Annotated in this window: 13 protein-coding genes; 3 read left to right on the top strand and 10 right to left on the bottom strand. The window is 72.1% G+C overall.

Annotation, left to right across the window (positions count from 1 at the left end; translation table 11 throughout):
* Together ACZ5WK_RS38660 and ACZ5WK_RS38655 are read left to right on the top strand one after the other, a co-directional pair.
* Positions 1 to 246 (top strand): FCD domain-containing protein (locus ACZ5WK_RS38660; protein WP_465554999.1); only part of this gene is annotated, 246 nt, incomplete at its 5' end.
* A gap of 268 nt (positions 247 to 514) precedes the next feature.
* Positions 515 to 808: a hypothetical protein gene (locus tag ACZ5WK_RS38655; protein ID WP_465554997.1), complete on the top strand. Its 294-nt coding sequence runs from the start codon at positions 515 to 517 to the stop codon at positions 806 to 808.
* Positions 809 to 1,279: 471 nt separating this feature from the next.
* On the opposite strand, the gene ACZ5WK_RS38650 is transcribed toward ACZ5WK_RS38655, so the two are convergent.
* Complete coding sequence (locus tag ACZ5WK_RS38650; RefSeq protein WP_465554995.1) at positions 1,280 to 2,008, bottom strand: TetR/AcrR family transcriptional regulator; 729 nt, start codon at positions 2,006 to 2,008, stop codon at positions 1,280 to 1,282.
* A gap of 89 nt (positions 2,009 to 2,097) precedes the next feature.
* Between ACZ5WK_RS38650 and ACZ5WK_RS38645 the strand changes: the two genes are divergently transcribed.
* On the top strand, positions 2,098 to 2,958 hold the full coding sequence (locus tag ACZ5WK_RS38645) for an SDR family oxidoreductase (RefSeq protein WP_465554993.1): 861 nt from the start codon (positions 2,098 to 2,100) through the stop codon (positions 2,956 to 2,958).
* Between the two features lie 401 nt (positions 2,959 to 3,359).
* On the opposite strand, the gene ACZ5WK_RS38640 is transcribed toward ACZ5WK_RS38645, so the two are convergent.
* The 9 genes from ACZ5WK_RS38640 to ACZ5WK_RS38600 form a co-directional block, all read right to left on the bottom strand.
* A complete protein-coding gene (locus ACZ5WK_RS38640) occupies positions 3,360 to 5,267 on the bottom strand; it encodes a hypothetical protein (protein ID WP_465554991.1) in 1,908 nt (635 codons plus the stop codon).
* A 110-nt stretch (positions 5,268 to 5,377) separates the two neighbouring features.
* The gene (locus tag ACZ5WK_RS38635; protein ID WP_465554989.1) at positions 5,378 to 6,472 is read right to left on the bottom strand and encodes a glycerate kinase; all 1,095 of its coding nucleotides are present in this window, start codon (positions 6,470 to 6,472) and stop codon (positions 5,378 to 5,380) included.
* Complete coding sequence (locus ACZ5WK_RS38630) at positions 6,469 to 7,296, bottom strand: sugar phosphate isomerase/epimerase family protein (RefSeq protein ID WP_465554987.1); 828 nt, start codon at positions 7,294 to 7,296, stop codon at positions 6,469 to 6,471. Before ACZ5WK_RS38630 ends, ACZ5WK_RS38635 begins: the two co-directional genes overlap by 4 nt.
* Positions 7,293 to 8,441: a dihydrodipicolinate synthase family protein gene (locus tag ACZ5WK_RS38625; protein WP_465554985.1), complete on the bottom strand. Its 1,149-nt coding sequence runs from the start codon at positions 8,439 to 8,441 to the stop codon at positions 7,293 to 7,295. Before ACZ5WK_RS38625 ends, ACZ5WK_RS38630 begins: the two co-directional genes overlap by 4 nt.
* Positions 8,441 to 9,592, bottom strand: coding sequence for a Gfo/Idh/MocA family protein (locus ACZ5WK_RS38620; protein WP_465554983.1), 1,152 nt, complete (start codon positions 9,590 to 9,592; stop codon positions 8,441 to 8,443). The genes ACZ5WK_RS38625 and ACZ5WK_RS38620 overlap by 1 nt, the downstream gene beginning before the upstream one ends.
* Positions 9,593 to 9,644: 52 nt before the next feature.
* Complete coding sequence (locus ACZ5WK_RS38615; protein WP_465554981.1) at positions 9,645 to 10,625, bottom strand: hydroxyacid dehydrogenase; 981 nt, start codon at positions 10,623 to 10,625, stop codon at positions 9,645 to 9,647.
* Positions 10,626 to 10,741: 116 nt separating this feature from the next.
* Positions 10,742 to 11,644: a carbohydrate ABC transporter permease gene (locus ACZ5WK_RS38610; RefSeq protein ID WP_465554979.1), complete on the bottom strand. Its 903-nt coding sequence runs from the start codon at positions 11,642 to 11,644 to the stop codon at positions 10,742 to 10,744.
* Positions 11,641 to 12,597, bottom strand: coding sequence for a carbohydrate ABC transporter permease (locus ACZ5WK_RS38605; RefSeq protein WP_465554977.1), 957 nt, complete (start codon positions 12,595 to 12,597; stop codon positions 11,641 to 11,643). Before ACZ5WK_RS38605 ends, ACZ5WK_RS38610 begins: the two co-directional genes overlap by 4 nt.
* Positions 12,594 to 13,937 carry an ABC transporter substrate-binding protein gene (locus ACZ5WK_RS38600; RefSeq protein ID WP_465554975.1) on the bottom strand — a complete coding sequence of 448 codons (1,344 nt, stop codon included), beginning with the start codon at positions 13,935 to 13,937 and terminating at the stop codon, positions 12,594 to 12,596. Before ACZ5WK_RS38600 ends, ACZ5WK_RS38605 begins: the two co-directional genes overlap by 4 nt.
* Between the last annotated feature and the right edge of the window lie 121 nt (positions 13,938 to 14,058).

Raw genomic sequence — 14,058 nt, 5'->3', positions numbered from 1 at the left:
TCGGGCAACACCGTCCTGTGCTCGCTGATCGACGGCCTGTCCGGCCCGACCGCCCGGGCGAGGATCTGGCGCGGGCTGACCGAGGAGGGCGCTGTGGACCGGACCCGCCAGCAGCACCGCGCCATCCTCGACGCCATCGCCCACCGCCGCCCCGACCTCGCGCACGCCTGGGCGACGGTGCACGTGGCAGGCGTCGAGCAGTGGCTGCGGGACACCCTCGGCGCAGCCGGATCATCGCTCGGCTGACCCAGGACGAGCGCTTCAAGAGAGATCGTCGGTGACGACGGTGTGCGCAGCAGTATGTAGGTGATCCCTGGCGGTGAGAAGTACCGCCCGTCCTCGGGGACGACGGCGACGCACACGAAACCGAGCGCGCGCCGCCGGGTGCGCCGCGGTGGTGGGCGGCGGCCGCGGTCATGGACGCTTCTGACGGTGCGCCGGCCAGGTAGGTGGGGTAACCGCCGTCTTCGCCCCGCAGGGCGTGCAGGGCGCTGATCGCGCGGCGGATCGGCGCGTGGTGGGCGACACCGGTGAGGTGGAGGGCTTCGGCGGCGACCGAGGTGCAGTCCACGTCGGCCAGTTGGGCCTGTTCGGTGTAGGACCAGCCGCCGCGGTGGTGCTGCAGGTGCAGCAGGCGTGCGGCGATGGTGTCCAGGACGGGTGCGGGGGCGCCGACCATGTGCAGGGCGACGCCGGCGTTGGCGGTGAGCCAGGTGTCCTCGTCGCAGATGAACGGCATCCCGCCGTCCGCGCGCTGATGCTCCAGTGCGGTGCGTATCCCGTCGGCTATCAGGTGGTGGTGACTTGAGCGGGAGCGAAGAGCGAGCCTGGGGATCTCCAGAAATCCGCATTCACCATCGCGGAAGGCACTCCGAGTCCCTGGGCTGGCCGGACCCCAGTGATCAAGATCCGATGAGACGACTGCCTGGCCACCCGCACGCCCGACAGCGACAGCACCGTCTTCCCCGCCTCGCCGAAGCCGGCCGCGACGGTGTCGCGACACGTCGCGAAATGAGATCGAGGGCTTCCTGCACAGCGACCTGGAGGGCGGCTTCGTCCAGGGCCACGGCGTGAAGCTGACCAGCAGGCCAAGTGGTGCAAGGGCGCCGGTTTCCCGAAGACCTTCTACGAGACCACGGACTCCGTCGGCGGCGCGTTATGGGCAAGGGGAAGCCGGCCGGAGCCGTGTGGTCGCCCGCTGTCTCATCTTGTGGAGGCTGCTTCATCGCACGATCTCTCCTCGTGAGGTTCAACCTGCACGAGGGTGCTTGACGCGCGATCAGGCACGCGGAGCGCCACCATCCGCCGCCAGGCGCGTGAGCCACTCACGCAGCAGGCGCTGCTCCGCGTCGCTGAGGACGTCGGAGTCGTCGGGGAGGGCGGCGCGCAGCGCGCGGGCCGCCGCGGCGGCGCCGGTCTCCTCGGCGGGGAGTGTTGGTTCGGTGCGGGTGATGGCGGAGACCATGGCCTCGCGGAGGGCGGTCAGCAGTGCCGGATTGCGGCGTTCTGCCGGGGTGGAGTGCCAGGTGGTGACCGCGCCCCGGCCGGTGGCCTGGATGATCTGGGCGGCCAGTTCCTCGTCGACCCGCAGCCATCCCCCGGCCGCCAGACGGCGCACCCGGCCGTGGAGGATCTCCAGGCCCGCGCGGTGTGCCATGTCCGCGCCCCGGCTGGTGGCCCGGTTCATCACCGCGAACAGCTCGGGGCGGGAGACCCCGAACCCGACCACCACGTCCCAGCCGCGACGCAGCTCCTCCACCGGGTCCTGCGGGGCGGGGTCGAGCTGCGCGCGCTTGCTCTCCAGGAACTGCGCGTAGCCGTGTTCGGCGACGGCCTCAAGGAGCCCCTCCTTGTCGCCGAAGAGGCGGTAGATCGCCGGCGGCTGCATTCCGGCCGCGGCGGCGACCGCGCGGGTGCTCACCGCGTCAGGGCCGCCGTTCTCCAGCAGTTCGACGGCTGCCTCGAGGATGCGGCGCCGAGGGCTGTCGGTTGAGTCGCGTGTAGCCATGAACCGATGATACCGAGGATCTGTTTCCATCGGAATTTCCAGTGTTACTGTTGGAATGATTCCACCGGAAGCATCGTCGGGAGAACCCAATGATCATCGTTACCGGAGCCACCGGAAAGCTCGGCCGCCGCACCGTCGAGCGCCTCCTGGAGCGTGTCCCCGCCGACCGCGTCGGCGTCAGCGTCCGCGACCCCCGCAAGGCCCAGGACCTCGCCGACCGCGGCGTCCGTGTCCGACAGGGCAGTTTCGACGACCCCGACTCGCTCCTGCACGCCTTCGAAGGGGCCGAGCAGCTGCTCCTCGTCTCCCTCGACCGCACGGGCGAGGAGTGCGTCAGCGGCCACCGTGCCGCCATCGACGCCGCCGTGAAGGCCAAGGTCGGCCGCATCCTGTACACCAGCCAGATGGGCGCTGCCCACGACTCCCGCTTCCAGGCCTGCCGGGACCACGCCAGGACCGAGGACCTGCTGCGCGCCACCGGCGTGCCCTGGACCGCGCTGCGCAACGGCTTCTACGCGGCCAGCGCCCTGCAGTTCCTGGAGTCCGCCCGCCACACCGGCGATATCGCCCTTCCCGCCGACGGCCCTGTCGCCTGGACCGGCCACGACGACCTCGCCGAGGCCACCACGGCGATCATCCTCGACGAGGGCCGCTTCGACGGGCCCACCCCGCCGCTCACCGGCCCGGCTGCGCTCGACTTCGACACCGTCGCCGAGATCGCTTCGCAGACCACCGGACGGCCCTTCACCCGCACCGTCGTCCCCGACGACGCCTTCCGCGAGCAGGTCCTGGCGCACGGCGCCCCGGCCCCGATCGCCGACCTGATACTGAGCATCTTCGACGCGGCGCGGGATGGCGAGTTCACCACGCTCGACTCGACGTTGGCTGAGCTGATCGGGCGGGAGCCCACCACCTTCCGCACCCAGTTGGAGCGTGCCTGGGCCGAATAGTGACTCTGATGGTCCGTCTGCATTCGAATCCAGGATCGGGGCGACCTGCCGAGCAGTAGGGTCCTGTGACGAAGGGTTATGGTCGTCATGACTGTGCGGATCATCAGGGGCCAGGGCGTCGAGGCCTGTCCTCCCGGGTACTGGGGCCCTGTATGGCAACGTGTCGTTCAACGGGAGCGGTCCAGCGGACCCGCGCAGCTCACCGTCCGGCACCGCCTCCATCTCCCGGGCCGCCTCGGCCCGGGAGGCGAAACCTCCCCGCCGGCGGGTACAGGTACCAGCAGTGGTCCTCGGGTACGGGGACAGCGGGGAAGGCGGCACCGCACGGGGCGGTGCCGCCTTCGTCATCCGGCCGCACCGGTGGACATCCGGTGCCGTGGCCGCGGCACGAGCCGGAAGGCTCAGTAGGAGTCGGTGAGCGAGAAGATGTGCAGTGCGGAGTTGTCAGGCAGCGTGATGGACTCCAGGGTCTTGCCGGCCGGCACCGCGACGGAGGCGTAGGAGACCAGGTACTTGGTCCCGAACTGGTCAGGGCCGTGCGGGGAGTTGCGGTGGGTGGTGGTGATGGCGGTGCTGTCACCGAAGGCGGTCGGGTGGGCGGTGAGCCAGTTCGGGAAGCCGAGGGTCGCCTGGCTGCTGGTGCCGTCGGTGTAGGTCAGGGTCAGCGTGCCGGAGACGTCGCCGCCGCTGGAGGCGCCGAGGAAGCCGAGCTTCTTCCCGCTGGTCGGGTACTCGATGGTCTGGCCGCGCGCCACGATGCTGTCGAAGGTGCCGGACCCGCCGCCCGGCCAGGTGAAGTTCTGTCCGCCCGCCGGCACCGTGGAGCCCCGCGTCACACCGGCGGCCGCCAGTGCGTCGGAGGAGAAGCTGTCACCGGCCCGGTCGAACGAGCCCGCGGTGGCGGCGTCGTCGTCGCTGATCGCGGTGGAGTTGAGTGCCGTCCTCCAGTCGGAGTAGGTGGCCGTGGCGTCCGGGTGCAGCCGGTAGAGGACCACGCTGGTCGCGGGGACGGTGGCCGAGATGGTGCCGGTGCTCGGGGTGACGGCCTTGGTCCACAGGTCCTTGAGCGTGAAGCTCGACGCCGAGGTGCCCACGTCGTCACCGGTGGTGCTGATGGTCTGCGGGGTGGCCGACTTGTTCAGCAGCGCGACCGCGATGTCGCCGCCCGCGAGCGGCTTGGCATAGACCGCGGTGGCGGCGTCCTCGGCGACGGGCACGGCCTGGACTCCGAGGCGGTCCTGGTCGATCGCGATGACGTCGGTGTTGCCGGCGTCGGCGACGACCTGCGGGGTGAACGCGGCGGCGCCGGGCATCTTGATGTTCAGCGGCGCGGAGTACATCGCCCACATGCTCAGCTGGCCCTGCTGCTGGGGCACCGTCATCGAGCTCTGGCCGATGGCGAGCTGGTCCACGTCGTTGTAGTGGCCGGCGCGGGCGAACTGTGCGGTGTTGTCGGCCTGTTCGAGGCTGGTGAGCATGGCGGACCAGCTGTTGCCGCCGATGTCGGCGGCCATCCGCCACTCCTGGGAGGACAGTGCCACGCCGGCCATGACCTTCCGGAACACCGCGCTGTCGGTGCTGGCGTTGTCCCAGTTGAAGTAGGCGGGGGCCGAGCAGTTGAGGGTCATGTGCGTGCCGTGGGCGGCGTTGGCCGCGGCGATGGCCTGGGCGGCCTGCTTGTACGCGTCGATCGCCATGTCCGCGTCGGCGTCCGTGGTGAGAAGGAGCCCGGAGGTGGACGTCCGGTGGTGCGGGTAGCAGTAGTCCATCTTGATGTAGTCGACGCCCATGCTCGCGAAGTAGTCCGCGTCCTGGGCGAAGTGGCCGAAGCTGCCGGACCCGCCGTCGCAGGTGAGGTCGCCGCCGTCCTCGTAGATGCCGAACTTCAGGCCCTTGCTGTGGACGTAGTCGATGGTCGCCTTGATGCCCTGCGGGTACTTGCTGGGCGAGCTGATGAGGTTGCCGGCCGCGTCGCGGCCGCCCTGGCCCGCGGGAACGACCTGGGTGCCGTCCCAGTCCTGGCCGTTGGCCTTGATCATCCAGTCGTCGTCGACGGCGATGATGTTCCAGCCCTTGGCGGCGAGTCCGTTGGCCACGACCGCATCGGTGTCGGCGCGGACCAGCGCGTCGTTGGTCTGCCGCCAGCTGCCGGGGCGGATGATCATCGTCGGGGTGGCCTGGAGGGTGTGGTCGGCGATGTTGCCCGGCAGCGACTCGGCTGCGGCGGGCTGGGCGGTCGTACCTGCGAGCAGGCTGGTCGCACCCAGCAGCGCGGCGGCTGCGAGTGCGGGGATTCTGACATTTCGCACAGGTGACTCCTTGAGGGTTCTCCGTGGGGGATGGAGCAGGAGGTACGCGTGGAACCAGTACCGGCCGCCCACACGGGCGGCTGGTGCGCGCGGACGGGCTCGCCGCGCGGTCAGGGGGGTGAGGGCATCACCGGTCGGGTTCGTGCCAGTTCCGCGCCGGCGCGGCGCAGCCAGTGGGCCGCCCGCTCCCGGGCGGACGTGCCGGAGCCGGCGAGCCCGCTGAGGGTGAGGACGCCGGGGGAGGCCGACTCGCCGGCGACCACGGTGGCGGGGACGCCGGACTTCCGGGCCCGGGTGAGGACTTCGCCGACGGCCTTGCCCTGCAGGCTGGTGGCGTCGAAGCGCCCCTCGCCGGTGACGACCAGGTCGGCCCGTGCCAGCGCCCGGTCGAGGCCGGTCAGGTCGGCGACGGCGGCTGCGCCGGGGGTGGTGGTGGCGCCCCAGACGGCGGTCAGCCCGTAGGCCGTCCCGCCGGCGGCACCGCTGCCGGGCGCCGCCGGGGCGCCGCCGAGGAGGGCGGCCAGCCGGGTGAGGCCGTCCTCCAGTACCTGGATGTCGGCGTGATCGGCGCCCTTCTGCGGGCCGTAGACGGCGGCGGCGCCGTCGGGGCCGAGGAGCGGGTTGGTGACGTCGGTCAGCAGTCGGACGCCGCGCGGCGGCACGGGGCGCAGCCGGGTGCGGTCCACGCGGGCTGTGGAGGCCAATGAACCGCCGCCGTCGGCAAGTTCGCGGCCGTCGGCGTCGAGAAGCCGCAGGCCCAGGGCGTCGAGCAGGCCCGCGCCGCCGTCGGTGGAGGCGGAGCCGCCGAGGGCGATCAGCAGCCGCCGGGCACCGTGGTCGAGCGCGGCGGCGATCGCCTGGCCGGTGCCCCGGGTGGTGGCGGTGAGCGGGGCGAGGCGGTCGCCGAGGAGCGGGAGGCCGCTGGTGGTGGCGAGTTCGACCAGGGCGGTGCCGTCCGGCAGGAGGGCGTAGGCGCCGGTGACGGGGCGGCCGTCCGGGCCCGCGCACCCGGGCACCTCGTGCACGGTGGCTCCGGGCACGGCGGCGGTGACGGCGGCGAGGGTGCCCTCGCCGCCGTCGGCCATCGGTCGCAGGGCGAGGTGGTCCTGCGGCCGGACGGAGCGCCAGCCCTCCGCCAGGGCCCGGGCGGCCTCCGGCGCGGTGGCGGTGCCCTTGAACGAGTCAGGGGCGATCACGACCCTCACGGCGTCACCACATGGGCGAGGTGTCGCTCCTTGAGGGTGCGCAGGGTCTGCTCGCCCGGGGCGTTCCAGACGGTCTCGTTGAAGATCTCCACCTCGATCCAGCCGGTGTAGCCGGCCTTCTCGACCATGTCGGTCAGCGCGCGGAAGTCGATGTGGCCGTCGCCGACGTGGCCGCGGCCGAGGAGGGCGTCGGCGGGCAGCGGCAGGGTCCAGTCGCAGACCTGGTACGAGGCGATCCGCCGCTCGGCTCCGGCGCGGGCGATCTGCTCGGCCAGCCGAGGGTCCCACCACACGTGGTAGCTGTCGACGACGACGCCGACCTGGGTGGCGGGGTGCGGCGCCGCGAGGTCGAGGGCCTGGCCGAGGGTGGAGACCACGGCGCGGTCGGCGCAGAACATCGGGTGCAGCGGCTCGACGGCCAGTCGCACGCCGAAGTCTCCTGCGTGCGGGGCGAGTTCAGCGAGTGTGTCGGCGACCTGGGCGCGCGCGCCGGCCAGGTCACGGCTGCCCTCGGGCAGGCCGCCGACGACCAGGACGAGGGCGTCCGCGCGGAGTTCGGCGGCCTCCTCGATGGCCTGGAGGTTGTCGGCGAGCGCGGCGCGGCGCCCGTCCGGGCCGGTGGCGGTGAGGAAGCCGCCGCGGCAGAGGCTGCTGACGGCGAGCCCGGCCTCGTGAACGAGCTTGGCGGCCTTGGCCGTTCCGGTCTCGGCGACCTTGTCGCGCCACAGCCCGATGGCGGGTATGCCGGCCTCCACGCAGCCCTGGACGGCTTCGGGCAGGCTCCAGCGCCTGGTGGTGATCTGGTTGAGGGAGAGCCGGTTCACGCGCCGGCCCCCGCGAGGGTGAGGAAGCGGCTCATCCGCCCGGCCGCGAGGTCGGGGTCGGGTAGCACGCCGGCGGCGTCGGCGAGCCGGAAGAGCTCGACCAGGTGCGGTACCGAGCGGCCGCTCTGGGCGCCGGCGACCATGGTGAAGTGGTTCTGGTGCCCGGCCAGCCAGGCGAGGAAGACGATGCCGGTCTTGTAGTGGTACGTCGGTGCGGCGAAGAGGTGCCGGGCCAGCGGGAGGGTGGGGGCGAGGAGCGCGTCGTAGCGATCGAGGTCGCCCGCGTCGAGCGCGTGCAGGGCGGCCGCGGCGTGTCGGGCGATCGGGTCGAAGACGCCGAGCAGGGCGTCGCTGTGGCCGAGTTCGTCGCCCCGGATCAGGGCCGGGTAGTTGAAGTCGTCGCCGGTGTAGAGGCGGACTCCGGCCGGCAGGGCGCGACGCAGGGCGACCTCCCGGTCGGCGTCGAGCAGCGACACCTTGATCCCGTCGATCCGTCCGGCGTGCTCCCTGATCAGGGTGAGTACGGTGTCGGTGGCCGTGTCGAGGTCGGTGGAGCCCCAGTAGCCGGCCAGGGCCGGGTCGAACATGGCGCCGAGCCAGTGCAGGATGACGGGCTGCGCGGCCTGGCCGATCAGGTGGGAGTAGACCCGCTGGTAGTCGTCCGGCCCGGCGGCGGTGGCGGCGAGCGCCCGGCTGGCCATCAGGATCGGCTGGGCGCCGGCCTTCTCGACGACGGCCAGCTGCTGCTCGTAGGCGCGCTGGATGTCCGGCAGGGTCGTGTCGCCGGCGGGGAGCTGGTCGGTGCCGACGCCGCAGGCGAGCCGGCCGCCGGCGGCGCGGGCCTCGGCGCCGCTGCGGGTGATCAGCTCGCGGGTGGCGGCCCAGTCCAGGCCCATGCCGCGCTGGGCGGTGTCCATGGCGTCGGCCACGCCGAGGCCCAGCGACCAGAGGTGGTGGCGGAAGGCGAGGGTGGCGTCCCAGTCGACGGCGGCGGGAGCACCCGGGGCGTTTCCGGCGAGCGGGTCGGCGACGACGTGCGCGGCCGCGTAGACGACCCGGGAGACGGGCGCGCGACCGGGCAGGTCGAGCGGTTCCGGGGTGCGCAGGTGGTGACGGCCGTGGCCGGGGAGGGTGATCTGGGCCATCAGATCTCCAGGGCGGGGACGTCGAGGCGGCGGCCGTCGCGGGCGGAGGCGAGGCCGAGTTCGGCGAGCTGGACGCCCTTGGCGCCTTCGAGGAGGTCCCAGCGGTAGTCGGAGCCGGTGGCGACGTGCTTGAGGAACAGCTCCCACTGGATCTTGAAGCCGTTGTCGAACTCGGCGTTGTCGGGCACCTGCTGCCACTGGTCCCGGAAGGAGTCGGTGACCGGAAGGTCGGGGTTCCAGACCGGCTTCGGCGTGGTCGAGCGGTGCTGGACACGGCAGTTGCGCAGCCCTGCGACGGCGCTGCCCTCGGTGCCGTCGATCTGGAACTCCACCAGCTCGTCGCGGTCCACCCGGACCGCCCACGAGGAGTTGATCTGGGCGGTGATGCCGCCTTCCAGCTCGAAGACGCCGTACGCGGCGTCGTCGGCGGTCGCGGTGTACGGCTTGCCCTGCTCGTCGACGCGCTGCGGGATGTGGGTGGCGGTGTGGGCGTAGACCGAGCGGACCGGGGCGACGATGTTGTCCAGCACGTAGCGCCAGTGCGGGAACATGTCGAGGATCATGCCGCCGCCGTCCCGGGCCCGGTAGTTCCAGGACGGGCGTTGGGCGTCCTGCCAGTCGCCCTCGAAGACCCAGTAGCCGAACTCGCCGCGCACGGACAGGATCCGGCCGAAGAAGCCGCCGTCGACCAGCCGCTTGAGCTTGAGCAGTCCGGGCAGGAACAGCTTGTCCTGGACGGCTCCGTTGCACACCCCGGCCTCGCGGGCGAGGCGGGCCAGCTCCAGGGCCGCGTCGAGGGACTCGGCGGTGGGCTTCTCGGTGTAGACGTGCTTGCCGGCGGCGATGGCGGTCCGCAGTGCGGTCTCACGGGCCGGGGTGACCTGGGCGTCGAAGTAGATCTGGGCGAGCGGGTGGGCGAGGGCCTCGTCGAGCGAGGTGGTCCAGTGCGCCAGGTCGTGGCGCTCGGCGAGGTCCCGCAGCTTGGCCTCGCTGCGGCCGACCAGGATGGGCTCGGGCCAGAGCACCTCTCCGTCGCCGAGGTCCAGGCCGCCCTGCTCGCGGATGGCGAGGATCGAGCGGACCAGGTGCTGGCGGTAGCCCATTCGGCCGGTCACGCCGTTCATGACGATGCCGATGACCCTGCGGGGCATGGGGTGTTCTCCTCTTGCGTTCGTGGGGCGGGGTGGACGGGCCGGCGGCGCGTCAGGCGGTGCGGGGGACGTCCTCGGGCCGGACCGGGTGGGCGAAGGGCAGGCCCCGGGCGTAGCGGGCGAGTTCGTCGGCCGCCGCGGCGGCCATCCGGTGCAGCTCGCCGCCGAGCGAGCCCGCGATGTGCGGGGTGAGCAGAACGTTCGGCAGGTCGTACAGCGGCGAGTCGGCCGGCAGTACCTCGGGGACGGTGACGTCGAGCACGGCGTCCAGGCGGCCGGCGACGAGCTCGGCGGTGAGGGCGTCCTGGTCGACCAGCGAGCCGCGCGCGGTGTTGACGAGGGTGGCGCCGTCACGCATCAGCGCGAGTCGGCGGCCGTCGATCAGGTGGCGGGTCTCGGGGAGCTCGGGCGCGTGGATGCTCACGACGTCGGAGACGGCGCAGAGCTGGTCGAGGTCCACGGCCCGGGCACCGAGCGCGGCGGCCTCCTGGGCGTCGGCGTAGGGATCGTGCAGCAGCAGGTCGAGGTCGTACGGGCGGAGCAGTTCCAGCACCCGTCGGCCGATCCGGGAGGCGCCGATGACGCCGACGGTTCGGCGGTAGTTGCCGACGCCGTCGGTGGTGGCGGCGCCGTGGTAGGCGCCGCGCTGTTCGCGGTAGGCGTCCCGGGCGGACAGCACGTGCTTGTTGCTGAGCAGTACGGCGGCGACGGTGTACTCGGCGACGGGCAGTGCGTTGGCCCAGGCGGCGGAGGAGACCTGGAGGCCGCGCTCCCAGCAGGCTTCGGTGACATGGTGCTTGACCGAGCCGGCGGCGTGGATCACGGCGCGCAGCTTCGGCGCGCCGGCGAGCACGGTCTCGTCCAGTGGTGGGCAGCCCCAGCAGCTGACGATCACCTCGGTCTCGCGCAGGGCGGCGGCGGCCTCGGGGGTGGTGAAGTCGTCCACCACCAGGGTGGGGTCGAGCTGGGCGAGCGCGGTGAGCCGGTCCATGGTGCCGGCGTCGATCAGCCGGTCGGACAGGCCGGCCTCCATGGCGAGGAGGGCACGCGGGCGCCGCGGGCCGGCCGGCCCGTGTGACGCGGCCGGGGGTGGGACGGGTGCGGGCATCGGGACGGGGATCTTCCGGTCGGAGGCGGGGGAGAGCGGGGTCACTTCACGCTGCCCGCGGTGAGCCCGGCCTTCCAGTGCCGTTGCAGGGCGACGAAGGCGACGACCAGCGGCAGGATGGCGAGCAGCGAGCCGGTGACGACCAGCGGGTAGTACTCGGGGAAGGCGTGGGTCTGGCTGTTCCAGGTGTAGAGGCCGAGGCTGACCGGGAAGAGCCGGTTGTCGGAGAGCATCACCAGGGGGAGGAAGAAGTTGTTCCAGATCGCGGTGAACTGGAACAGGAAGACGGTGACGAAGCCCGGCATCACCATCCGCAGGCCGATCGACCAGAAGGTCCGCAGCTCGCCCGCGCCGTCCATCCGGGCGGCCTCCAGCACCTCACCGGGGAGGTAGCCCGCGCAGAACACCCGGGAGAGGTAGACCCCGAACGGGTTGACCAGACACGGGAGGAAGACCGCCCAGAAGGTGTTGACGATGCCGAGCTTCGAGGCGAGCAGGTACATCGGCAGGGCGAGCGCGGTGGTGGGCACGAGCACGCCCAGCAGCACGAGGCCGAACAGCTTCTCCTTGCCGCGGAAGGCGTACACGTGGAACGCGTAGCCGGCGCAGACGCAGACGAAGGCGCAGAGCACGGCGCCGATCCCGGCGTACAGCAGCGAGTTGAGGTACCAGCGGAAGTAGATGCCGTCGCCGGCGGTGGCGAGCGCGTGCAGGTTCTCGCCCAGGTGCCAGCGGGAGGGGGTGAGCGCGTTGCCGCCGAGCAGGTCGCCGGTGTTCTTGGCGGCGGCGGTGAGCAGCCAGCCGAGCGGCAGCAGGGTGTACGCGGTGGCGAGGACCAGGGCGCCGTTGACGGCGGCCTTGGAGAGCGTCCACGGCCGGCGGGTCGGTCGCGGAGCGGCCGGCGGGGCGCCGGGCGTGGACCGCTGCGGTGCGAGGACGCTCATACGGCGGTCTCCTTCCGGGGCCGGGGCGCGCCGCTGGTGAGCCTGGTGACCACGACGGACAGGCCGGCGGCCAGGAGGGCGAGCAGCACCGACGAGGCGGCGGCCAGGTTGTAGTCGTTTCTGTCGAACGCCGCGGTGTAGCCGTACATGTTGGGGGTCCAGGTGCTGATCACGCCGGGGGCGATGCCGTGCAGGATCATCGGCTCGGTGAACAGCTGGAGCGAGCCGATCAGGGTGAACAGGCCGACCATCACGATCGAGGCGCGGATCAGCGGGATCTTGATGCTGAGTGCGGTCCGCAGCGGTCCGGCGCCGTCCACCACGGCGGCTTCCAGGACCTCGCGCGGCACGGCCTGGAGCGCCGCATAGAAGATCACCATGTTGTAGCCGGTCCACTCCCAGAGCGCGATGTTGACGACGGCCGGGAGCGGGTGGCCGAGTAGGTCGGGCTGAACGCCGGCCGAGCCGAGCGCGTCGACGACGGGGCTGATGCCGGGGGTGTACAGGTACATCCAGATCAGCGCGGCGATGATGCCCGGGACGGCGTGCGGCAGGAACAGCGCGAGCTGGAAGAGACGGCGCGCGCGGGCCAGGGTGGAGTCCAGGAGCAGCGCGAGGACGAGCGAGATCCCGATCATCAGCGGGATGTAGAGCAGGCAGTACTCGGCGGTGGTCAGCAGTCCGGAGCGGAAGGCGTGGTCGCCGAGCGCGCGGGTGTAGTTGCCGAGGCCCGTGAAGACCGTCTCGGTACCGCCGAAGCCCAGGCCCGAGCGGTGCTCGGTGAAGAGACTGAGGTAGACGGCGTAGCCGACGGGGACGATCGTGCAGGCGGTGAACAGCAGCAGGAAGGGGGCGAGCAGCAGGGCCGGTGCCGAGTGCCGCCCGCGCCGCCTGACGGCAGCGGCGCGGGCGGGCGCTGCGGTGGCCGGTGCCGCGGGGGTGCGGTCGGTCATCCCTGGGAGGCCTTGAGGCCGCGGTTCTTCAGCTCGGCGAGCGTGGCCTGCTGGGCCGTGTCGGCGCTCTGGCCGATCCCGCCGCCGCTGGTGAGCCTGGCGAAGCTGTCCTTGAACGAGTTGTTCGTGGCGCCCATGGTGGGGCCCCAGGTCCAGGAGGGCTTGATCGACTTGGCGGCCTCGCCGTACAGGGCGTACACGTCCTGGCCCCCGTAGAAGTCGGTGTTGAAGGCGGCCTTGGCGACCGGGACCAGCGCGGGCGCGGCCGGGTAGGAGGACGAGGTCCCGGAGGCGATCCGGGCCTTGATGCCCTCGGGCGTGGTGGTGGCCCAGGTGGCGAACTCGACCGCCGCCTTGGCCTTCTTGCTGTCCTTGGACACGGCGAACGTGGTGCCACCGAGCATGCCGCTGGCCGGGGTGCCGTCCCAGGTGGGGACGGGTGCGACCGCCCACTTGCCGGCGCCGTCGGGCAGGCTGCCCTTGAGCACGCCGCCGCCCCAGGACGCGCCGACGTAGCCTGCCGTCTCGCCCTTCTGCAGCGAGGCGGTCCACTGCTGGCTGAACGACGGCTGGACGCGGACCAGGTCGTCGGCGATCAGCTGTTGCCAGTAGTCGGCGACCCGCTTGGTGTCGGCGCCGTTGATGTCGACCTTCCAGGAGTCGCCGGAGGTGGCGAACCAGCGCGCGCCGGCCTGCCACGCGAGCGCCTCGAAGGGGCTCGGGTCGTCGGGGAAGAAGGTCGCGATCCGGGTGTTCGGGTCGGCCTGCTTGAGCTTCTGCGCGGCGGTGCGGAACTCGTCCCAGGTCTTCGGCACGCTGATGCCCGCCTGCTCGAAGAGGTCCTTGCGGTAGTAGAAGGCCTGCGGTGCGGCGTCCAGCGGCAGGCCCCAGGTCCTGCCGTCGAGGGTGGTCAACTCGACCGACTGCGGCAGGTACTTGGCCTTCAGATCGGCGGTCGCGAGCTTGCTGATGTCCTGGACGGCACCCTGGCTGACGAAGTCCGGCAGCTGCTGGTACTCGGTGTTGAAGACGTCAGGGGCGTTGCCCGCCTTCACGGCGTTGGAGATCTTCGCGTAGCCCCCGGCGACGCCGGAGGGGATCTCCTCGAAGGTGACCTGGACGTCGGTGTGCGAGGCGTTGAACGCGGCGACGACGTCCTTGGTGCCCTTGGCCCAGCCCCAGAAGGTGATGGTGACCGGCTTGCCGTCCGAGGCGGCTTCGGAGGCGGCGTCCTTGGCGTCGCTGCCGCAGGCGGCCAGCACGGTCACGGACAGGGCGGCTGCGGTGGCACAGGCGGTGCGGCGCAGCGCTCTGCGGCGCCGCGGGGTGGGGGAGGGCATGGCACAGCTCCTGGGTGAGGGTGGCAGACGCCAGGGGGGACCGTTGGCCCGGGAGGTGGCCGGGCCGGGCGACGCCCATCCTGGGCTTGCAGTCGATCGAAGTCAAGACTTTTCGATCGAA

Source organism: Kitasatospora sp. NPDC032757 (assembly GCF_055579305.1).
Note: the sequence above shows the minus strand (reverse complement) of the source record. Positions and strands in the feature narration are given on the sequence as shown.